Genomic DNA, 23,211 nt, shown 5'->3' on the forward strand with positions numbered 1-23,211 from the left:
GGCAACACTAATAGACCACTAACAATTCAAGGAAAGGCCAAAGCCCTAAGAACACGGCCAATGCCGCCGCCAAAGGCAAAAAAAACCATGCCCCACCGCCATTAGCGATAATAGACCCCCACCCGCCGAAGGCAAAAACCCCGCTGCGATGATCATCCGCCCCCACCTCCATTGGTTCCGCATGCTGCTTGCCTGGAGAGGCTCCGTCCTCCCGCAACTGCTGCCCAGGCTATTCCTCATTTTCTGCATCGCGATCGTCGCCGTGGCCGCCCACGACCACCTGCTGCCAGTCTCGCTCAACCTAAACACCACCACCCCATTCTCCCTGCTAGGCATAGCGTTAGCCGTGTTTCTAGGCTTCCGCAACAACGCCAGCTACGACCGCTGGTGGGAAGCCCGCAAGCTCTGGGGCCAGCTCCTGAACGAGTCCCGCTCGCTCACCCGCCAGGCCCTCACGTTGCAAAATAAACAGCTGCCAAAGGAAGACATCAAGGAGTTCGTCGCCGCCCTCAGCGCCCTCCCCCATGCCCTACGCCACCAGCTCCGCGACAGCGACCCGCGCGAAGATCTCGCCGCACGCCTGCCCAAGACGCTGTTTGACCGCGTCATAGCGTCGCGCTACAAACCGGCAACACTCCTGCTGTTTCTCGGGGAATGGGTGCAGCGCCACGCGCAAACAGGCGCGATCGATCCGATGGCAGTGCTCGCCTTCGATCGGAATCTGAATGGTCTGTCGGATGTGATCGGCGGTTGCGAGCGCATCGTGTCGACGCCGCTGCCCTTCGCCTACTCGGTGATGATTCACCGCACGGTGTATTTCTTCTGTGCGTCCCTGCCGTTCGGACTGGTCGACAGCATCGGGATCTTCACGCCAGTCTTCGCGGTGTTCGTCGCGTACACCTTCATGGCGCACGAAGCGATCGCCGCGCAGATCGAAGAGCCCTTCGGCATCGACGACAACGACCTCGCGCTCGAATCGATGTCGCTCGGCATCGAAGACGCCATGCGTGATCTGCTAGGAGAGCCGGCCGTTGCGCGGCCCGCGTCGCAAGCCGAAAGCCATGTGCTCACGTAAGCCGCGAACACTCAGCTGTTGCCGACCGTCTCCGACAAGCGTTTGAGCGTCGCCACCCGCGCACCGATGATATCGATGCGGCTGTTTTCATCGATCACCGGCGTGGCGGCGTTGAGATACGCAGTCCAGGCCTTTTGTGCACGCACAAGCGTCGGGCGCGAGCGCGCCGGCATCTTCGCTTGCAAGCGGCGGTAATAGCGGTTCAGATCGAACATCGCGTGCTCGCATTGCGCGTCCGCCGTACAGGCGCGCAGACGGCGCGGTGAGTCTCCGCCGCCGGCGCTGACCTTGGCCAGGGCGCTGCGCAGCGCAAGCGCGCGGTCACGCACCGGCTGTAATTGCATATCGGCTTCGGCCAGCACATACATCGTGCCGTGCGTCGTCTCGAACACGGCAGCGAGCAACTGCTTCTCGACATCGCGCGAGGCCAGCCAGCTTGCCTGGCTCTTTTCCCATGCTTTGCGCTGCGCCGGCGGCAACTTCGCCTGAAGCTGCTGCCACGCGCCGTCCAACGCGGCCTTCCAGCCGATCCGCGCGTTGTCCATACACTGCACCTGCCCCGCCGTCGACGACATGTCGCTGCGCGCCAGACAGGTGCGCATCGACGCGTCGATCGGGTCGGCAGCGGCGACTTCGGCATGCGCCTGAAGCGGCGCGATGCCGAGCGCGGCCACCGACAGCACCGATGTCAGGGTCAGCGCGCCAAACGCGCGCCGCCAGCCGTCAGCACCCAGCAGGGACTTCACCACCCACATCGTCAGGCGCGCACGCAATCGACGAAGTATTCGATGCGCCCGTTGATGGTTTCGCCGACAAGCCCGTGGATATCCGTGTGGAAACCCGGGAAGCGCTCGTTGAACTCGCGCGCGAAACGCAGATAGTTGACGATGGTCTTGTTGAAGCGCTCGCCCGGAATCAGCAGCGGAATACCCGGGGGATACGGCGTCAACAGAATCGACGTGACGCGGCCTTCGAGTTCGTCGATCGGTACCCGGTCGATCTCGCGGTGCGCGAGCTTGGCGAACGCATCCGACGGCTTCATTGCCGGTTCCATGCTCGACAAGTACATCTCGGTAGTCAGGCGCGCAATGTCGTTCGCGCGATACACGCTATGGATCTGCTCGCACAGATCGCGCAGACCGACACGCTCGTACATCGGATGATGCGAGACGAACTCGGGCAGCACGCGCCACAGCGGCTGGTTGTTGTCGTAGTCGTCCTTGAACTGCTGCAACTCAGTCACCATCGAGTTCCAGCGGCCCTTGGTGATGCCGATGGTGAACATGATGAAGAACGAATACAGGCCGGTCTTTTCGACGATGATGCCGTGCTCGGCCAGATACTTCGTGACAATCGCAGCCGGAATGCCGGACTCGCCGAAGCCGCCGTCCATATCCAGACCCGGCGTGACGATGGTCGCCTTGATCGGGTCCAGCATGTTGAAACCGTCGGCGAGCGGGCCGAAGCCGTGCCACGCATCGTTCGGGCGCAGCATCCAGTCTTCGCGCGAGCCGATGCCTTCTTCCGCGAACGTCTCCGGGCCCCACACCTTGAAGAACCAGTCGTCGCCGTATTCGGCGTCGACCTTGCTCATCGCGCGGCGGAAATCCAACGCTTCGGCAATCGATTCTTCAACCAGAGCCGTACCGCCCGGCGCTTCCATCATGGCCGCGGCCACGTCGCACGAGGCGATGATCGCGTACTGCGGGCTGGTCGACGTGTGCATCAGATAGGCTTCATTGAAGCGATGCTTGTCGAAGCGGCTGTTCTTCGAATCCTGCACGACGATCTGCGAAGCCTGCGAAATACCGGCCAGCAGCTTGTGCGTGGAGTGCGTGGCGAACACCAGTGCGCCAATACGCGGACGGCCGGCGCCGATCGCGTGCATGTCCTGATAGAACTCGTGGAACTCGGCATGCGGCAGCCACGCTTCGTCGAAGTGCAGCGTGTCGAGCCAGTCGCCGAGCATCTCCTTGATCATCTCGACGTTGTAGATCACGCCGTCATAAGTGCTCTGCGTGATGGTCAGGATGCGCGGCTTCAGGTCCGGATTCTTGGCCAACGCTTCGCGGGCGAACGGATTCGCCAGAATCTTCTTCTTAATGTTTTCCGGCTCGAACTCGCTGCGCGGAATCGGGCCGATGATGCCGAAGTTATTGCGCGTCGGCGTGAGGAACACCGGAATCGCGCCGGTCATCGTGATCGCGTGCAGGATCGACTTGTGGCAATTGCGGTCCACCAGCACGATATCGCCCGGTGCAACCGTGCCATGCCAGACGATCTTGTTCGAGGTCGAGGTGCCGTTTGTCACGAAGAACACGTGGTCCGCGCTGAAGATGCGCGCCGCATTGCGCTCGGAGGCGGCAATCGGGCCGGTGTGATCGAGCAGCTGACCGAGTTCGTCGACGGCATTACACACGTCGGCGCGCAGCATGTTCTCGCCGAAGAACTGGTGGAACATCTGGCCAAGCGGGCTCTTCAGGAACGCGACGCCGCCCGAGTGCCCCGGGCAATGCCATGAATACGAGCCTTCATCCGCGTACTGCACCAGTTCCTTGAAGAACGGCGGCGCGAGCGAATCCAGGTACACCTTGGTCTCGCGGATGATGTGGCGCGCAACGAACTCCGGCGTGTCCTCGAACATGTGGATGAAGCCGTGCAGTTCGCGCAGGATGTCGTTCGGCAGGTGGCGCGAGGTGCGCGTTTCGCCGTACAGGAAGATCGGAATATCGGCGTTGCGGCGGCGCACTTCGGTCACGAACGCGCGCAGCGCGATGATCGCGGCCGCCAGTTCGGGCGTCTCGCCTTCCACCACCACGTTATCGACGTACGGCAGCAACTCGTCGTCGTCGATCGAGAGGATGAAGCACGACGCGCGGCTCGACTGCTGCGCGAACGAAGTCAGGTCGCCGTAGCTCGTCAGCCCGAGCACTTCCGCGCCTTCTTTCTCGATAGCTTCGGCCAAAGCCCGGATGCCGGAACCCGAGATATTCTCGGAGCGAAAATCTTCGTCAATGATGACGACGGGAAAACGAAACTTCATGGGCGATTCTCCAAAAAGAACGACCGCTGCATTTGACTAAGCAGCGGTCACCCGAATAGCTGGTGGGTCAGTACGCTGCCGACGTCACGTCTTGGGCAACGTGACGCCGTGCTGACCTTGATATTTGCCGCCGCGATCCGCGTACGACGTTTCACAAATTTCGTCGCTTTCGAAAAACAGCACCTGGGCGACGCCTTCGTTCGCGTAGATTTTCGCAGGCAAAGGTGTCGTATTCGAGAATTCGAGCGTGACGTGTCCTTCCCATTCCGGCTCGAACGGCGTCACGTTCACGATGATCCCGCAACGCGCATACGTGGATTTGCCCAGACACACGGTCAGGACGCTGCGCGGAATGCGGAAATACTCGACGGTACGGGCCAGCGCGAACGAATTCGGCGGGATGATGCAGACATCGCCCTTGAAGTCGACAAACGACTTCTCGTCAAAGTTCTTCGGATCGACGATGGTTGAGTTGATGTTGGTGAAGATCTTGAATTCGTCGGCGCAGCGGATGTCGTAGCCGTAGCTCGAGGTGCCGTAGCTGACAATCTTCCGGCCGTCTTCGGAGACGCGGACCTGATCCGGTGCAAACGGCTCAATCATGTTGTGCGACTCGGCCATGCGCCGGATCCACTTGTCGGATTTGATAGTCATAGGTGAACGCTGCTCGACTTGAGTGACAGATGTGTGACGGGTAACGATCCGGCATAAGGTCCGGGCCGGGCGCCGCCGACTACGCGCTCCGGGCTGGGCGCCCCCGCCGAAAGGCGCTTATTTTACGCGATCAGGAGAATGCTGCCGCGGAAGGGACCTGAGAGTCGTCCCCGGCATCGCAAAAGGCTTGCCGCAAGGCCATTCAAACGGCAAACCGCTTGCGCCGGATGAGACCTGCAGGACATTGCCCTTACTGGCGAATCAACCCGCATGCCAGCGCGGGACCCGCGCCGTGTTGCGGATACGCGTAAGGGTCGGTCGCGTCGTGATGCAGCAGAACCGCGCGTTGCAACACCGAGCGGATGCCGTCGAGCGACACGTCCGGCGCAACGATAAAGCCGGTGGCCACGCCGTTCGCGTCCGCGTGGATGTTGCCGAGATCGCCTTCGACCCGAGCGCCGGTTTTCAGACGCTCGGCTGCCGGCGAGAACACCGGGCCGGCGCTGGAGCCGTCGGCGGCATTGCAGTCGCCACGCTCATGCACCTGCAACGCGTGGTCGCTATCGGGCGGCAAGCCGGAGAGATTGTAGGTAACCTGCACACCGTCCGAACGCTCGATGAACGTGACGAGACCGCGTGCCTGATTGCCCACGGTGGGCAGCAACTGCGCGTCAGCACGCTTTTCCTGTGGTCTCAGGAACGTGCTACAGCCGCATAACAGCACACTGCTGGCAGCCAGGACGATGAACGCATGCACCGCCTGCCCGTCGATTCGTTTTCCCATGCGATCCTCTTGCCGGCCTGGTGGCCGCCCCTGCGGCCGCCGAGCCGAACTTGTGAAGTCGACATGATACCGCGAGACCAGCCGCAAATTGGCGACTTGGCCCCGCTTTAACCCCTTGTCCGAACGGCGAGTCAGGTGTTCTGGACGACGATGCTGGGAAACTTCGAGGTCATGTCGCGCGCCCGCTCGGCGATATGGATCGCAACCTTGCGCGCGATCGACCGGTAGATCTCCGCGATGCGCCCTTGCGGGTCCGCCGCGACGGTGGGTTTGCCGGAGTCGGCCTGCTCGCGGATGGCGATGTCGAGCGGCAGGCTGCCGAGCACGTCGACACCGTATTCCTTGCCCATCCGCTCGCCGCCGCCCGCGCCGAAGATATGCTCTTCGTGGCCGCAGTTCGAGCAGATATGCATACCCATGTTCTCGACGATGCCGAGGATCGGAATGCCGACCTTCTCGAACATCTTGAGACCCTTCTTCGCGTCGAGCAGCGCGATGTCCTGCGGCGTCGTGACGATCACGGCGCCCGTCACCGGCACGCGCTGCGACAAGGTCAGCTGAATGTCGCCGGTGCCCGGCGGCATGTCGACGATCAGGTAGTCGAGATCTTGCCAGTTGGTCTGCCGCAGCAGCTGTTCGAGCGCTGAAGTGGCCATCGGGCCGCGCCACACCATCGGGTTGTCCTGCTCGATCAGAAAGCCGATCGAGTTGGCCTGCAAGCCGTGGCCGGTCATCGGGTTCATCGACTTTTCGTCGGGAGATTCCGGACGGCCGGTAATGCCGAGCATCATCGGCAGCGAGGGGCCGTAGATGTCCGCATCGAGAATGCCGACCGACGCGCCTTCGCTCGCCAGTGCCAGCGCGAGGTTCACGGCGGTCGTGCTCTTGCCGACGCCGCCTTTGCCCGACGCCACCGCGACGATGTTTTTAACGTTCGGCAAGAGTTTGACGCCGCGCTGCACGGTATGCGCGGCGATTTGCTGGGACACCTCGACGCGCGCGTTTGCCACGCCGGAAACGGCTTTCAGCGCTTCGATGAATTGCGTGCGAATCGCTTCAAACTGCCGTTTGGCCGGATAGCCGAGTACCACCTCGAGGCTAACCGTGTCACCCTCCACGGCCACATTCCTGATGTTCCTGGCAGCCGCGTAGGGCTTGCCCGTGTTGGGGTCAGTGACGGCCGCGAGGGCAGCGTCGACCAAAGCCCGATCGATACTCATTGACACTCCGTGGGGAACACTTGCGGCGCGGTGGAATCCAAGTCTCCGCCACGCGCCAGAATTTGAAAAAAATTGTTAGGCAGCATTGCTAAAACCAGGCGTGCCGTGCACCCTTCGGGCAGGCGGAACGCCATGGGGTCGCATCGCTGCGTACTTCAGTCATCATTGTAGTGGTTGGCGCCAAGCCTTGCCGGAAGACCCTTCTCCGCTGTCGGACCGGGACCAGGGAAGACGCAGGATTCTCATATTGTCGACTTGCGCGCTTTACGGCCGTCACGTCCGACGGATAGATTTATCGCTTCCACCCGCTTTACTCGCTTCACTCAAGAGGACACAGAAAATGAACGCAAAACTCATGACTCGCCTGGCTGTATTTGCCGTTGCCGGTTCGTTGCTGGCTGGCTGCGCAACCCAACAAGGCACTAACACGGCCGTCGGTACGGGCGTGGGCGCCGGCACGGGCGCGGCACTCGGCGCAATCTTCGGCGGCGGCAAGGGCGCGGCGATCGGCGCAGGCGTCGGCGCGGCGGTGGGGGGCATCACCGGCTACAACTGGCAAGCCATTCACAACAAGCTGTCGGGCGCCACCAAGGGCACCGGCACGCAGATCACCGAGCAGCCCGACGGCTCGCTCAAGCTGAACATCCCGAGCTCGGTCACGTTCGACACCAACAGCTACGCGGTCAAGCCGTCGTTCGCGCCGGTGCTGGATCAACTGACGCAGACCATGCAGCAGAATCCGGAACTGATCGCCCAGGTGATCGGCTATACGGATAGCACGGGTCAGCCGGCTTACAACCAGACGCTGTCGGTCAATCGCGCGGAAAGCGTGACGGGTTATCTGGGGCAACGCGGCGTTGCGCCGCAACGCCTGTCGGCACAAGGCATGGGCCAGAACCAGCCGGTCGCTGACAACAACACCGAAGCAGGCCGTGCCGCAAACCGCCGCGTGGAAATCTATCTGCGCGCCACGGCTCAGCACGCCACGCAATAAGGGCACAGCCTGAAAGAGGGAGAAGCAACCGGGCGCCGGGCGGCTGCATTTGCAAGTTTGCCACTTTGGCCGGAGGCGTCCGGTAAGCAGTAAAAAAGCGCGGGAAACAAAATCTCGCACGAGAACGAAAAAAATTTCGAACTCTGCCGAAAATCCGCGGTCTGTCTTTACGGTACGTGGCTGGCGAAGCCGCCGCGTCACCATTCTCCTCTTGTCGTTGTTGCTCCGGGGTTAATAGCCCCGGTTTTTTTTGGGCGCTCGGTTTTCGTTCCGCAGGAATCTCCCTAAGGGACACACCACCACCCTACCCTTGCAGCGACCCAGCCGCGGCCCAGGCGGCCCAGCCCGCGCCAAACGCCGGCCCTGCTAGAATCAACGTTTCGTCCCACCGCAGGCTCCCACCATCCTTATGTCAGCACCCGCAACCGATCTCTCCGCAGGCGCGCCGTCAGGCCGTCGCCAGGTTCTCGTCACGTCGGCCCTTCCGTATGCGAACGGGCAAATCCATATCGGCCATCTGGTTGAATATATCCAGACGGACATCTGGGTCCGGACGTTGCGAATGCACGGGCACGAGGTCTACTACGTGGGCGCCGACGACACGCACGGCACCCCGGTCATGCTGCGCGCGGAAAAGGAAGGTCTGACGCCGAAGCAGCTGATCGACCGCGTCTGGCAGGAACACAAGCGCGATTTCGACAGCTTCGGGATTTCGTTCGACAATTACTACACGACCGATTCCGAAGAGAATCGCGTGCTGAGCGAATCGGTCTATCTGGCGCTCAAGGAAGCCGGCTTGATCGAAGCGCGTGACATCGAACAGGCATACGACCCCGTCAAGGAAATGTTCTTGCCGGACCGCTTCATCAAGGGCGAATGCCCGAAGTGCGGCGCGAAAGATCAATACGGCGACAGCTGCGAAGTATGCGGTTCGACTTATCTGCCGACCGATCTGATCAATCCGTATTCGGTCGTCTCAGGCGCCACACCGATTCGTAAGACTTCGACGCACTACTTCTTCCGCCTGTCCGATCCGCGCTGCGAGAATTTCCTGCGCGCTTGGGTGGGCGGTCTGGCACAGCCGGAAGCCACCAACAAGATGCGCGAATGGCTCGGCGACGCCGGCGAAGCCAAGCTCGCCGACTGGGATATTTCGCGCGACGCGCCGTATTTCGGCTTCGAAATTCCGGGCGCGCCGGGCAAGTATTTCTACGTGTGGCTGGATGCGCCGATCGGCTATTACGCGAGCTTCAAGAACCTCGCTGACAAGCGCGGCCTCGACTTCGACGCGTGGATTCGCAAGGGCTCGACCGCCGAGCAGTACCACTTCATCGGCAAAGACATTCTGTATTTCCACACGCTGTTCTGGCCGGCCATGCTCGAATTTTCGGACCACCGTACGCCGACCAACGTGTTCGCACACGGCTTCCTGACGGTGGACGGCGCGAAGATGTCGAAGTCGCGCGGCACGTTCATCACCGCGCAAAGCGTGATCGACACGGGGCTGAATCCGGAATGGCTGCGCTATTACTTCGCGGCCAAGCTGAACAGCACGATGGAAGACCTCGACCTGAACCTCGACGACTTCCAGGCGCGCGTGAACAGCGATCTGGTCGGCAAGTACGTGAACATCGCGAGCCGCGCCGCCGGTTTCCTGATCAAGCGTTTCGAGGGCCGCGTGCAGGACAGCGCAATGCAACATCCGCTGCTCGCCACGCTGCGCGCCGCCGTGCCGCAAATCGCCGCGAACTACGAAGCGCGCGAGTACAACCGCGCGCTGCGTCAGACCATGGAACTGGCCGACGCGGTCAATGCGTATGTCGACTCCGCCAAGCCGTGGGATCAGGCGAAAGACGCGGCGAATGCGGTCGCGTTGCACGAAACCTGCAGCGTAAGCATCGAGGCATTCCGCCTGTTGTCGCTGGCGCTCAAGCCGGTGCTGCCGAAGTTGGCGGAAGCGGTCGAAGCCTTCCTCGGCATCGAACCGCTGGTGTGGGCCGACGCGAACGTGCCGCTCTCCTCCACGCGCCCGATCAACGCGTACAAGCATCTGATGACGCGCGTTGATCCGAAGCAGATCGAGGCGCTCATCGCAGCGAATCGCGACTCGCTGCAAGCCACGCCGGAAGCCGCGGCGCCGGCGGATGCCAAGGCCAAATCGAAGGCAGCGAAAGCAGCCGCCGCCGATAAGGATGAAGCGCCCGGCATCATCTCGATCGACGACTTCGTCAAGGTCGATCTGCGCATCGCGAAGATCGTCGACTGCAAGGCGGTGGAAGGCTCGGACAAACTGCTGCAACTCACGCTCGACATCGGCGAAGAGAAGACTCGCAACGTGTTCTCGGGCATCAAGTCGGCCTATCAGCCGGAGCAACTGGTCGGCAAGCTGACGGTGATGGTCGCGAACCTCGCGCCGCGCAAGATGAAGTTCGGTCTGTCCGAAGGGATGGTGCTGGCGGCTTCGGCCACTGACGAGAAAGCCGAACCGGGCCTCTACGTGCTCGAGCCGGATAGCGGTGCGAAGCCGGGCATGCGCGTGAAGTAAAGCGCGCGGCGTCGAACGCTGCAGGCATCAACAAAAACGGCACGCTTTAAAAGGCGTGCCGTTTTCTTTTGTGTCGTGGCCTTGATCAGCTCACCACCGGATCTGATCGAAGCGCCGCGTGTACAGCAATTCTAAGCCGTCGAACGTGCCGCCATACGCCGCGACCGACCAATAGCGCGTGAGGTTCACCGTCGCCTTGATCGCATTGCTCGCCGACTGCAGACCCTGCTCGTAGCCCACCACGAGCCACTCGTTGATCGCCTTCGACACCATCACCACTTGCGGATCGGTCAGTCCGACTTCGCTTCGCCCGATCGAAAACTCGTCGAGCCCGAAGGTCTGCGCGATCCGTTTGCCACTCGCGCTGCCGAGCAGGGCGAGCGCAGTCGTCATGGTGCTTTGCTGACCGAGGTTGTTGCCCTGATCCGTGCCGTGTCCGAACAGCAGCCACGAGAGCTTTTCGTTATCCGCCACGTTCGGCTCGGACACCAGCTTCGCGACCGGGAACTGGACGGTGCCCGTGACCTGTACGCCGGCCTCGACCTGCTGATTGCGGCGCATAGCGAGGATGTTGATCCCCGGATTGGCCACCGGACCGTTGAACGTGAAGAAGCCATTCTCGATGTTGAGCTTGCGGCCGAACGCGGTATAGGTCGAGCCCTGCGTCACGCGGACATTGCCGACCGCGCGCAACGGCAGGTTCGGCGCGCTCATCGCGGTGATCGTGCCGCTCAGGCCGAGATCCGCGCCCATGCCGCGGAAACGGAAGCTGTTGCCGAGACTGATGTCGATATTGGCGCGCGGCGCGAACGGACCGATTGGCTTGTTCGTGCCCGCGACCTGCGGCGGTGGCCGCTCGCCCGCCACCGTGCCGTCCGGACGCACCACTACCACGTCGTCGCCAAGCTTCGGCGCGGACTGCTCCGGCATATCGAACAGCGCGTGATCGACCACGAATTTACCGTTGATCGCCATGCCGCCCTGTGCCCCCGCGTTCGCCACGCTCGCGCTGCCTGATAGCGACAGATTGCGGTCCGGCGCCGCGAACAATTCCAGCTTGTCCGCGACGATACTCGCGGTCAAATCCGGCTCCGCGCCATCCAGGCGCACACGGCCGGTGGCGCGCAGCGTGCCGCTCGCACCGTGAAACTCCACCTGCTGGAAGTCCACCAGATTTTGCGAGAGCGCGATGCGCACCACACCGTCCTTCAACTGCACACCCTGGTCGACCATCGTCGCCGACAAGCCATCGCCGATCAGCGACCCCGTCAGGTTCGGCTTGGCGACCGTGCCGCCGAGCGCGAGTTTCAGCGCGAGATGGCCGTCGAGCAGATAGCTCGGCCCGAACAACCCGCCGGTCGTTTTCAGCGACGGCACATTCGCATTCACATTTCCGCTGACCGCGCCCTCCTCGTTGACGGTCAGGAAGCCGTCGCGCGTCACGAGTGTGGTGTGCGCGTCGGCGTCGATCACGCCGATCCGGCTGGCCTGCGCGTGGACAGTCGCATTCAACCGGTTGCCGCCGCTGAATTCAGCGCGCGCGGTCATATCCGTGATGCCCAGCGAGGCTAGACCACGGCCGATCTCGACCGTGACGTCGCCGCTGCGACGCTTCAGCTGGACGTGGCCGCTCGCTGTGCTGCCGAGCGCGAAATCCCAGTCACCGTCGAATATCAGATCGGTTTTGACAGCCGGTGGCTCGCCGGTGATTTGCCGCCGCAGATCCTGCAGGCGCGCGAGCGAAATGTCGGTCAAGGTGCCCGCGGACTGGATCTTGCCGTGGTCGAACGCGAACGATTTCAGGCTCAGCACCGCGCCTTCGAGCGTGAGGCGGGTCGCACCGAGCGTCAGGCGGTTCGGCCCGGCGCTCACGGCGAGCGGAGACTCGAGATTCAACGCCGGTGTGCCGCGATTCTGCAGACGGGTCACGGTGCCGTCCCAGCGCGTGCCATCACGTGCTTCAGTCAATTTGCCGTTGGCGGCGAGCGTCAGATCGAGCGGACGATCCTGCAATTTGCCGGTGGCCGCCGCCTCCAGCGTATGGTTGGCACGCGTGCCGGACAGGCGCGCCGTGAGCGTGGTGAGATCGACGCCGCCGGCGCTGAGATTGCGCGCGTCGGTCGTGAAAACGAGCGCGCCGTTTGCGCCGTCGCGCAGTTCGGCGTGACCTTCCGCATGGCCGATGCGGTTACTGCTGAACACCACACTGTCCGCCTTGTAGTTCAGCACGACATTCGGATGCGCGAACGAGCCGGTGACGTCGCCATCCGCGGCGATAAGACCGGCGAGCCCGAAACCAAGGCGTTCAAGTTCCGGCGCATCGACCCGGAAACGCAGCCGGTCGCCGCGCGCGCCGAAGCTGCCCTGCAAATCCACCTGATTGCCCGCCACCGAGAGATTCGCGCGGCTCGGCAGAATCCGCGAGCCGGACAACTGGACCACGCCGCCGCCCGTCAACGGCAGGCCGTCGTAGACGCTCGGGCCGAGTTTGAATTCGGCCTTGGTCGTGAAGACCGGACCGAGCATGCCGGCCGCGGTGAGCGTGCCGTTCACGCGTGCCTCGATCTTGTGGGCAGGCGGCGCAGTGTGTCTGGGCGGCGGCGTTTTACGTTGAACCACTTCGGTCCGCACGGCGGCCTTGGCGGTGTTCTTCACCACGGCGGCGGCCTTGTCGCCAGGGGCAGCGCTTTTCGCACCGGCGGTGCTGCCCGCTTCTGCCGCGCCTTGTGCGACTTTCGCACCTTTCACGTTTTTGGCAGTACTTGCCGCAGGCGCCGGGCCCGTTACCGGCGTGCGGGACGGCATCTGCGAAGTCAGCGTCAACGGATCGAAATCAGTCAGCTGCGCTTTCAGGTTGTAGGTGGAATTCGCGTCGTGCTTAAGCGCACCGGACAGATCGATGCGGCCCTTGCCCGATGTGACACGCACGTCGTTGAAGCTCAAGCGCGCGGGATCGAAGGTCACCTTGCCTTGCGCGCGCAACGCCGCTTTCGGGTCGGCGAGATCGAGGGTCAGGCTTTGCACGTCGTCGTTCAGACGGATGCCGATCGGACCGGAAAGCTGGGTAGGCCGCACGGTCGCTTCAAGTGCGTTCAGGTCGAGTCCGGCAACTTGCAGATCGAACTGGCCGCGTTTGCCAGTCAGCGCGCCGCCGCCAGTAAGCGTGGCGCTTTTCACGAGCCGCACCATCAGGTTCGAAATGCGCTGCGCCTGCGCGTCGAGCCGCACGTCGGCGTTGGCATCGATCACAGGAAGCAGGTTCTGGTCGATCGCACCAGGTTTGGCGTTGACGATCGAGATATGACCTGCGACGGCGAACCCCGCTGCGGCTTTTGCTGCTGCATCGGTGTTGACGCCGCCTTTGCCGTTTTTGACAACGTGTTGCGGCTCGGCAATACCAGTAGCGCTGCTGGCGCCGGCGGTGCTCGCGGCGCGGGAAGCGCTGGCCGAACTCACCGCACTCGCCGCATTTGCCGCGCCGGCAACACCCACCCGACTGGCCGCACTAGCGCCACTAGCCGCATCCAACGTCACGCCACCAGCCGCATCCTGCCCCACCGGCTGCAGTTCAGCCCGCACGGCCAGATCCGCCAACGGTGCGCCTGGCGCAAACGCCTGCGGGTTGATGTGATCAAAAGTCAGCGTGGCGCGTTGCAACGGCACGTCGCCGAACGGCGTGGCCTCGACTCGCGCATGGCCGGCGAGCTTCATGCCGCTAGCGTCGAGTTCGGCGATGAGATTCTCCAGCGACCCACTCAGATGGCCGCCCACCTGCACCGCCTCGTCGTTGACCTTGCCCGAATAGCCGAGATCGCCGGTCAGCGGAAACGGCCGCACCCCATCTAGCTTCGCCGTTGCCGTCACGGCGCCGAACGGCGTGTCGAGCCGCTCGATCGCGGCCTCGTGGTGCCGGCCGTCGCTGCGGCCATGGAACATGAAACGGGACAGTTCGGTCGTCGACCCGCCCTCGCGCAACAGCAGTTTGTCGACCTGCACGTCGCGCACCTCGAGTTGCATCGGCAAGCGCAAGTCTTGCGGCAGTTTCAGCGGCCCGCTGCTGCTCGACGACGATGAACCGATACGGGCATCGATCGTACCGACATGCAGATAGTCGATCGCGAAGCGCCAAGGCTTGTGCGTCAGTTCCCAGCGACCGGCCACGCGGTCGATCTGGATATCGGTGCCGCTGCCGTCGAGACTGCGCCAGCGTACCTGGCGAAGTTGCACGCCGCGGGCGATAGCGCCGCTCTCGAGCGTGCCGGTCAGCTTGCCGCCCAGCAGTTTGACGGCCGCCTGCCACGCGTAAGCCGTGCCACGCTCAGTCGTCAGCGCGCCGTACAGCAGGCCGATCGCCACAGCGACCAGCAGCACCAGCACGGCGACCATCCACGCAAGCGTTTTCAGCAACAACCGCCCGCGACGGCGCCTGGGCGGCGGCGCATCGGACGGAGGCTGCTGTCCGGGCTCTCCTGGCGGAAGAGCGCCGGGCGGCTGCGCGGGAGGTTGGGCGGAAACGTCCGTGGTCATGCGTGGATCATGTAAAAGCGGCTTTCCATCAGAAGGCGATGCCGAGGGTCAGGTACGGCCGCACGCTCCGATTGCGGATCCCGTAGGCGACATCGACGTTGACCGGGCCGACCGGGCTGCGCCAGCGCGCCCCAACGCCGACGCCGGGATAAAAGACTTTCTCGCCCCAGGTATCGGTGGCGGTGCCGACGTCGAAGAACGCGGCGGCGCCCCAGTCGTGATTGAACCAATGCTGGTACTCCGCCGACGCGGTCACGAGATACTTGGTGGGCAGCACCGAACCGTCGACGTTATTACCAATACTTTGATAGCTGTAGCCACGGATCGAATTCGAACCGCCCGCGCGGAACAGCAGCGAAGCCGGAATCCCGCTCGAACTGCCGCTCGTGAACACGCCGCCGAGTTCGGCACGGATCAGCACAAGGTCTTCCCTGCCGATCGGCAGGTACTGCTGGCCACGGGCGTAGCCGCGCGCGAACGTCTGGTCGGTCAGCGCGCCTTTGACCGCGAAGCCCGCTTCGACGTGAATCAGGTTGCCCGAACGCGGGAACAGCGGATCGTCGGTATTGCGACGGGTCCACGACCATGACGGCACCAGAGCGCGACTGGTGGTCGGTGCGGCCGCATTCTGGTCGAGCCGGTCCTGGTAATAGAGGATCGCGTAGTTGTAGTCGATGAACTGCGACGTCCGGGCCCGCTGCACGCCGCCGCGGATACTGTAGATGCGTGTGTCGGACACGTCGGTCGTGGTGTAGGAAGCCAGCACGCTATTGGTCCACGCGCGCGGCCCCGGCGGCATCGCGAGCTGGATTTGCCCGTACTGCTGAATCTGGTCGATGCGGCCGTCGACCGTGAACGGCCACGCTTTGCCAAAGGTGTCGAGATACGAATACGAACCCTGGATCAGCGGGCCGTTGTCGGTCGAATAACCCACGCCGCCGCGGATACTGTTGTACGGATACTCCGACACCTTCACGTGCATCGGCGTCTCGACCGGTTTGGCGGGATCACTGTCCACGTCGATCGCCACGCTCGCGTAGTACGGCGTGTTCTGCAACTGCCGCTGCAATTCGGCGATGCGTTGCACGTCGTAGATATCGCCCTCCGAAATCGGATTCACGTTGTCGACGATCTGTTCCGGATAACGCCGCGTGCCGGATACGTCGAGCTTGCCCATCGTGAAGGTCGGGCCGCTCTCGTACGTCACCGACAATTTCGCTTCGTGCGTACGTGGGTCGATCCGCGCTTCGGAGTGGTAGATCTTCGCGCCCAGGTAACGGCGCGACTGCAACGCCTTGAGCGAAGCGTTTTTCGCGTCGTCCCAGTCGCCTTGCGAAAACGGGTCGCCCTCGTGCAGTGAAAACGCGAAGCGTGCGGCATTTTCCTGCGCCGGGTCTTCGGTCAGCACCGGGCCGCGAAACGATAGCGAAATCGAGGTGATGAGGGTTTGCGGGCCGGGATCGACGCTCACCGTCACACGCTTCTGGTCGTCGACGGTTCGCACGTCGGTGCGCACGACCGGCGAGAAATAACCCTGCGTGGCGGCCAGATCGCGCACCTGCTGCGGGGTGGCCGTGATCAGAAACTCAAATTGGTCGTCGCTGATGTCGGGACGCTTGGCGAAGCGCGCCACGTCCAGATGCGCTTCGAGCAGCTTGCGCAGCGAGCGCGGCGTGGCTTCGATATCGACCTTGTAGCTGGCTGGCGGGCGGCGCGCCGCGTGCGCGTCGACCGAGGCAAGCATGAGCATGACGATGCCGAACGCGAGCCACGCGTGCAGCCAGCGCCGAATGGGCGTCAGCGGCCCTCGCTCGTCACCGGTTTTGCCGCGCCGCCTATGCGGCTCTTCGATCGCACACCCCGCCAAACAGGACCTCCGGCCGTGGTTGATGAATTCTGTCGCTCGGGCTCGCCGCGGCGGCCGAAGCTCGCTATTTGACCACATCGGCGAGACCGCGCCATCTCTTAAAAGGGCGTTTGCCGTATGAGACCTGGTAGGCGTTTTGGCCCAGTGTGCCGCGCCCCATGCCGCATGCGTAGTGATTTCCACATGGACGCACGGTTCCGCTTCGCACACCGCCTCGCCGACGACGCGCCCGCCTTTGACGCATCGCGGCAGCGGGGGTTCCAGGCGTTTTTGCATGCCGGCCGCTCGCGCCGCCCATCGTTTTTCGACCACGCGCGGCGCATGCGGTAAAATTATGGAATAGGAGCGATGCCGCGCGGGTTCGCGCTTGTTCCCGTTTGTTCCCGCCAAGCAGCCGCCATTCCCCAAACCACGGACGTCTAGCCATGTATCAATCGGACATCACCCAGTTCCTGAACCAGCTCAAGCAACAAAAACCGAATCTGGAAGCTGAGCAGCGCCGTGGCCGGTCGCTGCTGTGGGACAAACAGCCGATCGACCTCGAAGAACGCGCCGAGCAGAAAGCCTCGCGCGTGGAGCAGACGCCTTACTCGTACTATCAAAACTTCTAAGCGCGTGAGTCACGCCGACGAGGCAAAGGGCGCCGCACAGGCGCCTGACGCCGCGCTTGCCGCGCCCGCCACCGATTCGACGCCGGACACTGTAGACGGCATCGCTTTCGCACGCCTGTACGGCGAGCCGCTCTTCAAGCTTCCCACGGATCTGTACATTCCGCCGGACGCGCTCGAAGTGTTCCTCGAAACGTTCGAAGGCCCGCTGGATCTGTTGCTGTACCTGATCCGCAAGCAGAACTTCAACGTGCTCGACATCCCCATGGCGGATGTCACAGTCCAATATCTCGGCTACGTCGACCAGCTGCGCCAGACCAATCTCGAACTCGCGTCCGAGTATCTGCTGATGGCCGCGATGCTGATCGAGATCAAGTCGCGCATGCTGTTGCCGGTGAAGAAGGCCGATAGCGGCGACGAAGCCGAAGATCCGCGTGCCGAACTGGTGCGCCGCCTGCTCGAATACGAGCAGATGAAGCTCGCCGCGCAGCGCATCGACCATCTGCCGCAGCTTGGCCGCGATTTCCTGCGCGCCGAGGTGTATATCGAGCAAAGCATCACGCCGCGGTTCCCGGATGTGGACAGCGAAGACCTGCGCGCCGCGTGGGCCGACGTGATCAAGCGCGCCAAACTCGTTCAGCATCACAAGATTTCGCGCGAGGAATTGTCGGTGCGTGAGCACATGAGCACGATCCTGCGGCGACTGCAGAACGCGCGCTTCATGGAGTTCTCGGACCTGTTCGACACGAGCAAAGGCGTGCCGGTGGTCGTGGTGAACTTCATCGCCATGCTGGAGTTGTGCCGCGAGTCGCTCATCGAAATCACGCAGGCCGAGCCGTTCGCACCGATCTATGTGCGCCTCGCCTATCTGCCGGCCTGATGCCGCAAAACGGGGCCTGCATGCGCCAGCGCTGCCGCAGACGCCTCCTTTCGGTGCACCCCGGGAGCAAATCCACTACAATCCCGCGCTCCGAACCTGTCATTACCAGTGAGGCCGCGGGCCACGCGAAAACCTGAGTTTTTGCGCCAACCGAGTCTCGCGCCGCGCGAGGAAATCCCTGTCCGATCATGAAAGTCATCAGCTCGATCCATGAATTGCGCGACCAGTTGCGCGGCCAGAATCGCACCGCCTTTGTGCCGACCATGGGCAATCTGCACGAGGGCCATCTGTCGCTGATGCGCCTCGCGCGCCAGCACGGCGATCCGGTGGTGGCGAGCATCTTCGTCAACCGCCTGCAGTTCGGCCCGAACGAAGATTTCGACAAATACCCGCGCACGCTCGAAGCCGACATCGAGAAGCTGCAGAAAGAAGGCGTCTATGTGCTGTTCGCGCCGACGGAACGGGATCTGTACCCGGAACCGCAGGAGTACCGCGTGCATCCGCCACACGATCTGGGCGACATCCTCGAGGGCGAATTCCGGCCGGGCTTCTTCCAGGGTGTGTGCACGGTGGTGATGAAGCTGATGTCGTGCGTGCAGCCGCGCGTCGCGGTGTTCGGCAAGAAGGATTACCAGCAGTTGATGATCGTGCGCAGCATGTGCCATCAGTTCGCGCTGCCGACCGACATCATCGCCGCGGAAACCGTGCGCGATAGCGACGGCCTCGCGCTCAGCTCGCGCAACCGCTTTCTGGAAACGGCCGAACGCGCCGAGGCGCCGATGCTGGCTGCCGAGCTCAATCGCGTGCGCGATGCGGTGCTTGCCGGCGATCGCGACTTCGCAAAACTAGAACAGGCGGCGATGGCGGCACTGGCCGCGCGCGGCTGGCAGCCGGATTACATCGCAGTGCGCAAGCGCTCGAATCTGCTGGCGCCGGGCGCGCAAGACATGAATGCGGAGTTGGTCGTGCTGGCTGCCGCCAAGCTCGGCACCACCCGTCTCATCGACAACCTCGAAATCTGAAGCCGTCTTAGGCTGCGCAAACACGCATTAGAAGCACAAGGGATTGGTCATGCAACGCAACATGCTGAAGTCGAAAATCCATCGCGTCGCGGTCACGCACTGCGAACTGCACTACGAAGGTTCGTGCGCGATCGACGAAGACTTGCTGGAAGCCGCGAACATTATTGAAAACGAGCGGATCGACATCTGGAATATCAACAACGGCGAGCGTTTCTCGACGTACGCGATCAAGGGCGAACGCGGCAGCGGCATGATTTCGCTAAACGGTTCGGCCGCGCGGCGTGCTCAGCTGGGCGATCTGGTGATCATCGCGGCGTTCGCCGTAGTCGACGAAGCGGAATTGAAGGCAGGCTGGAAACCGGATCTGGTGTTCGTCGACGACAACAACAAGATCAAGGGCAGCCGCGATCACGTGCCGACCCAGAACTGGACCTGAGCCGGATCTGAACCGGCCTTTCACCGCACGACACGGTTCCGGGTAGCGGGCGGCCACGCCGCCTGCCATTCATTTCAAGCCTTCTTAACGGCGCCGTTGGTCCACTGGATGATCGGCTGCCATTGCTCCAGATCCTTCTCCACACGGCTTTTCGCGACGTCCCACAAAGTCAGGCCGTGCGCCGCCAGTTGCACGTAATTCTGCGTGTCGCGCAGGTAACCCAGCACCGGCAGCTTCAAGCCCTCGACAAAGCGATGCAGCTGCTCCGCTGAGCGCGTGCGCGCGTCAACGCGCATGCCCACCACGCCGATCTCGATCGCGCCTTTCCTGACCGCCTTCTCCTTGGCCAGCCGCTCGAGAAATTCCTGGGTGGCGAGAATATCGAACATCGACGGCTGCAGCGGCACGATCACCTTGTCGGCGAGATCCAGCGCGATATTCAGGCGATTGCCATGCAAGCCGGCCGGCGTGTCGATGACCGCGTGTTCCAGACCTCTGGGCGGTTTGGCGGGGTTCTCGAGGTCGACCTCCCAGGTCTCGATGGCCGGCAGCGCAGGCGGCCGCAGCGACAGCCACGCGTGCGACGACTGCTGTTTGTCCATGTCCGCCAGCGCGATCCATTCCCCTTGCGACGCGAAATAGCCGGCCAGATTGGTGGACAGCGTGCTTTTGCCCACGCCGCCCTTCGGATTCGCCACCACGATTACCGTCATGAATTCTCCCGGAAAGAAGGCTGGGCGCCGCCAGCCGGTTTACCGCGCAGTTTGCTCTGACTTGCGCCGATGTGCCCTGATCCGTGCCCGTTTCAGGTTCACCCGCCGATCCAGCCGTTGATAATATCGACAAATTCACTGGGGCCGAAGCCCCCAAACGGCTATTGGCCGCCTTACATCGCTATTTTTTCCATCGAGGACCCGAATCTCATGAGCAAACTTCGCCCGGAATACTCCATCGAGCGCCTGCACGAACGTCAGAAGGGCAAGCTGCCCGGCTTGCTGGGCGTGCAGGTTCTGGCGCTGGAGGAAGGCACGCTGACCGCTGAATTGGCCGTGCGCGAGGAGTTGCTGGCGCCGAACGGCTTTTTGCATGCCGCCACGGTGATCGGCCTCGCCGATACCGCCTGCGGCTATGCATGCCTCGCCCACCTGCCCGAGACGGCGCGCAATTTCACGACCATCGAACTGAAAAGCAATTTTCTCGGCACGGCGACGGAAGGAACGATCCGCGCGGTCGCCAAGGCCGTCCACCTGGGCCGCAGCACACAGGTGTGGGACGCCACCGTCACCGATCCGAACGGCAAAACGATGGCGCTGTTTCGCTGCACGCAGATCGTGTTGTATTGATTGATTGGCGCGGGGGGATGCGGCGCAGGGTCCGGAATGCCCGGAACGCCTGAAGTACGCCTCGCTCAACGCAATAAAAAAAGCACGCGGCCACACGGCGCGTGCTTTTTTGTTGCCGGCGCGCTGAAGCGCCGGCGCGGTTTCGTGCCTGGGTGAGGCGTATCAGGCGGCCACTGCGCGCGGCGCCTTCGCACCGCTCAGCGCCAACGCACCGGCGCCGAGCAGCGACTGCACAACCAGAGTCACCGCCCAGAAAGCCGGATATTCCCAGCCGCCGTGCGGCGACGCGAACCCCCAGCCGTTCTGCAGATGCTGCGACGTTGCGCCGAGCATGAACGGCAGCAGCACCAGCGCGACCCAGCGGACCTGCGCGCCAAGCAGCAGCGCAATCCCGCCGATCAATTCGACGAACGCCGTCACATAGCCAAGCCAGCCTGGCAAGCCGAGCGAAACGAAAAACTGCGCCGTTCCCGGCAGCGTGAAAACGAAAATCTTCTGCAAGCTGTGCGCGAGATAGAGAACGCCCAAGGCCAGACGAAGGATCAAGGCGGCCAGATCGGCGGAGCGGTTCGAGTTCATGACGAGTCCTTTACGAGAGGGAGACGCCCCGCATCGGGCGTCGACGTCACGACTGTATTCGAACCAAATGAGGTGAAAAACCGCCTCTTAGGCTTTGATTATTTCCCAATGGGATTTAATCACCACCATCCGGTCAAGCTCGCTTAACCAATCGCAGCGAAAAGCTTCGGAAGATCGAGGTGCTCGGCAAGCGTGTCGGCCAGGCGATCCAGCGAGGCCTCACGCAACGCCGGGTAGTCGATTTTCTCGGCGTCGCTCAGTCCCGCCCACGCCAGCAGTGCGGCGCACGCGGCCGGCGTGTCGAACAGCCCGTGCACGTAGGTCGCGAGAATTTGGCCATCGGCCGAGATCGCGCCGTCCGGATGCGCATTTGGCGTTTCGCCCAGTTGCAGCGCGGGCGAGCCGAGCGCCGGGCCCTGCGTCTCACCCATGTGAATCTCGTAGCCGGCTACCTCGGGCGCCCCGGGCAGCGCGAGATGCCCTGTCACGTTCTTGAGCGTTTTTTCGCGCGTCAGTACTGTCGAGTAGTCGAGCCAGCCGAGGCCCGCGCTCGTTCCAGGCGCGCCTTCCACGCCGTGCGGGTCGGCCACTTCGCGTCCGAGCATCTGCATGCCGCCGCAAATTCCGATAACGCGGCCGCCATAGCGTAGATGCCGTTGCAGCACCGCGTCCCAGCCTTGCGCACGCAAAAAGGCCAGATCGCCCGGCACGTTTTTCGAACCCGGCAGGATGATCAGATCGGCCGGCGGAGGCGGCGTGCCGCTTCGCACGTAATGAAAATCGACCTGCGGATGCGCGCGCAGCGCGTCGAAATCCGTGTGATTGCTGATGTGCGGCAGCACTGGCACGACTACCCGCAACATCCGGTTCGGATCGTCGCTTTGGCCGCTGTGCGCCGCACGCAACTCGGGCGGCAGCATGTCTTCGGCGTCGAGCGTCAGACCGTGCAGATACGGCACCACGCCGAGCACCGGTTTGCCGGTCTTCGCTTCGAGCCAGTCGAGTCCGGGCTTGAGCAAACTGACATCACCGCGGAAGCGATTGATGATGAAGCCCCGCACACGCGCCTGCTCGCTGTCCGACAGACACGCGAGCGTACCGGTCAGATGCGCGAACACGCCGCCCCGGTCGATGTCTGCCACCAGCACGACCGGACAATCGACCGCTTCAGCGAAACCCATGTTGGCGATATCGCGGTCGCGCAGATTGATCTCGGCGGGACTGCCAGCGCCTTCGACAAAAATCGTGTCGTACGCCGCTTGCAGACGCGCATACGATTCCAGCACAGCCTTGAAGGCGACCGGCTTGTAGTCGTGATACGCGCGTGCATCGAGATTCATGCGCGCTTTGCCGTGGATGATCACTTGCGCGCCACGGTCGCTCGTCGGCTTGAGCAACACCGGGTTCAGATCGGTGTGAGCGGCAATGCCCGCGGCCACCGCCTGCAAGGCCTGCGCACGGCCGATCTCGCCACCGTCGACCGTCACCGCGCTATTGAGCGCCATGTTCTGCGGCTTGAACGGCGCGACCCGCACGCCGGCGCGGCGTGCCAGCCGGCACAGACCCGCGACGAGCGTGCTCTTGCCTGCGTCGGACGTGGTGCCCTGAATCATCAGCGTGCCGCGCGGCACAGG

Annotated in this window: 18 protein-coding genes; 8 read left to right on the top strand and 10 right to left on the bottom strand. The window is 63.1% G+C overall.

The window, feature by feature from the left end; translation table 11 throughout:
• Positions 1-148 precede the first annotated feature (148 nt).
• The gene (locus tag M0D68_RS35295; RefSeq protein ID WP_200618747.1) at positions 149-1,075 is read left to right on the top strand and encodes a bestrophin family protein; all 927 of its coding nucleotides are present in this window, start codon (positions 149-151) and stop codon (positions 1,073-1,075) included.
• A gap of 11 nt (positions 1,076-1,086) precedes the next feature.
• Here M0D68_RS35295 and M0D68_RS35300 read toward each other — a convergent pair whose 3' ends face one another.
• The 5 genes from M0D68_RS35300 to apbC form a co-directional block, all read right to left on the bottom strand.
• On the bottom strand, positions 1,087-1,830 hold the full coding sequence (locus M0D68_RS35300; protein WP_200650735.1) for a lysozyme inhibitor LprI family protein: 744 nt from the start codon (positions 1,828-1,830) through the stop codon (positions 1,087-1,089).
• Positions 1,831-1,832: 2 nt separating this feature from the next.
• On the bottom strand, positions 1,833-4,118 hold the full coding sequence (locus tag M0D68_RS35305; RefSeq protein ID WP_093636253.1) for an arginine/lysine/ornithine decarboxylase: 2,286 nt from the start codon (positions 4,116-4,118) through the stop codon (positions 1,833-1,835).
• 84 nt (positions 4,119-4,202) lie between these two features.
• Entirely contained in the window at positions 4,203-4,772 is a 570-nt protein-coding gene (dcd, locus tag M0D68_RS35310; protein ID WP_028200499.1) for a dCTP deaminase, read from the bottom strand.
• A gap of 250 nt (positions 4,773-5,022) precedes the next feature.
• Positions 5,023-5,556: a superoxide dismutase family protein gene (locus tag M0D68_RS35315; RefSeq protein ID WP_093636251.1), complete on the bottom strand. Its 534-nt coding sequence runs from the start codon at positions 5,554-5,556 to the stop codon at positions 5,023-5,025.
• Positions 5,557-5,687: 131 nt separating this feature from the next.
• On the bottom strand, positions 5,688-6,776 hold the full coding sequence (gene apbC, locus M0D68_RS35320; RefSeq protein WP_200650734.1) for an iron-sulfur cluster carrier protein ApbC: 1,089 nt from the start codon (positions 6,774-6,776) through the stop codon (positions 5,688-5,690).
• A gap of 340 nt (positions 6,777-7,116) precedes the next feature.
• Here apbC and M0D68_RS35325 point away from each other — a divergent pair, with 340 nt between their 5' ends.
• Positions 7,117-7,770 (top strand): OmpA family protein, encoded by a 654-nt coding sequence (locus tag M0D68_RS35325; protein ID WP_093636247.1) that lies wholly within the window; start codon positions 7,117-7,119, stop codon positions 7,768-7,770.
• Between the two features lie 409 nt (positions 7,771-8,179).
• Complete coding sequence (metG, locus tag M0D68_RS35330; RefSeq protein ID WP_200650733.1) at positions 8,180-10,315, top strand: methionine--tRNA ligase; 2,136 nt, start codon at positions 8,180-8,182, stop codon at positions 10,313-10,315.
• A gap of 90 nt (positions 10,316-10,405) precedes the next feature.
• Here metG and M0D68_RS35335 read toward each other — a convergent pair whose 3' ends face one another.
• Positions 10,406-14,842, bottom strand: coding sequence for a translocation/assembly module TamB domain-containing protein (locus tag M0D68_RS35335; protein WP_266226781.1), 4,437 nt, complete (start codon positions 14,840-14,842; stop codon positions 10,406-10,408).
• Positions 14,843-14,870: 28 nt separating this feature from the next.
• On the bottom strand, positions 14,871-16,709 hold the full coding sequence (locus tag M0D68_RS35340; protein WP_211705764.1) for an autotransporter assembly complex family protein: 1,839 nt from the start codon (positions 16,707-16,709) through the stop codon (positions 14,871-14,873).
• A 425-nt stretch (positions 16,710-17,134) separates the two neighbouring features.
• On the opposite strand from M0D68_RS35340, the gene M0D68_RS35345 reads away from it, so the two are divergent.
• The 4 genes from M0D68_RS35345 (at position 17,135) to panD (ending at position 19,655) form a co-directional block, all read left to right on the top strand.
• Positions 17,135-17,320: a DUF3460 family protein gene (locus M0D68_RS35345; RefSeq protein WP_054035105.1), complete on the top strand. Its 186-nt coding sequence runs from the start codon at positions 17,135-17,137 to the stop codon at positions 17,318-17,320.
• Positions 17,321-17,324: 4 nt separating this feature from the next.
• Positions 17,325-18,197: a ScpA family protein gene (locus tag M0D68_RS35350; RefSeq protein WP_093636239.1), complete on the top strand. Its 873-nt coding sequence runs from the start codon at positions 17,325-17,327 to the stop codon at positions 18,195-18,197.
• 188 nt (positions 18,198-18,385) lie between these two features.
• Positions 18,386-19,219: a pantoate--beta-alanine ligase gene (gene panC, locus M0D68_RS35355; protein ID WP_093636237.1), complete on the top strand. Its 834-nt coding sequence runs from the start codon at positions 18,386-18,388 to the stop codon at positions 19,217-19,219.
• 49 nt (positions 19,220-19,268) lie between these two features.
• On the top strand, positions 19,269-19,655 hold the full coding sequence (gene panD, locus M0D68_RS35360) for an aspartate 1-decarboxylase (RefSeq protein WP_046566452.1): 387 nt from the start codon (positions 19,269-19,271) through the stop codon (positions 19,653-19,655).
• A gap of 74 nt (positions 19,656-19,729) precedes the next feature.
• Here the strand turns inward: panD and M0D68_RS35365 are convergent, their stop codons facing one another.
• Positions 19,730-20,368, bottom strand: coding sequence for a ParA family protein (locus M0D68_RS35365; RefSeq protein ID WP_200618753.1), 639 nt, complete (start codon positions 20,366-20,368; stop codon positions 19,730-19,732).
• Positions 20,369-20,578: 210 nt separating this feature from the next.
• Between M0D68_RS35365 and M0D68_RS35370 the strand changes: the two genes are divergently transcribed.
• Entirely contained in the window at positions 20,579-20,998 is a 420-nt protein-coding gene (locus M0D68_RS35370; protein WP_266226783.1) for a PaaI family thioesterase, read from the top strand.
• 162 nt (positions 20,999-21,160) lie between these two features.
• On the opposite strand, the gene M0D68_RS35375 is transcribed toward M0D68_RS35370, so the two are convergent.
• Both M0D68_RS35375 and M0D68_RS35380 read right to left on the bottom strand, forming a co-directional pair.
• On the bottom strand, positions 21,161-21,577 hold the full coding sequence (locus tag M0D68_RS35375) for a DoxX family protein (RefSeq protein ID WP_266226784.1): 417 nt from the start codon (positions 21,575-21,577) through the stop codon (positions 21,161-21,163).
• Between the two features lie 143 nt (positions 21,578-21,720).
• Positions 21,721-23,190 carry a cobyric acid synthase gene (locus tag M0D68_RS35380; RefSeq protein WP_266226794.1) on the bottom strand — a complete coding sequence of 490 codons (1,470 nt, stop codon included), beginning with the start codon at positions 23,188-23,190 and terminating at the stop codon, positions 21,721-21,723.
• Between the last annotated feature and the right edge of the window lie 21 nt (positions 23,191-23,211).

Origin of the sequence: Paraburkholderia sp. SEWSISQ10-3 4 (assembly GCF_030464785.1) — a bacterium.
GTDB classification, from domain to species: Bacteria; Pseudomonadota; Gammaproteobacteria; order Burkholderiales; family Burkholderiaceae; genus Paraburkholderia; species Paraburkholderia aspalathi.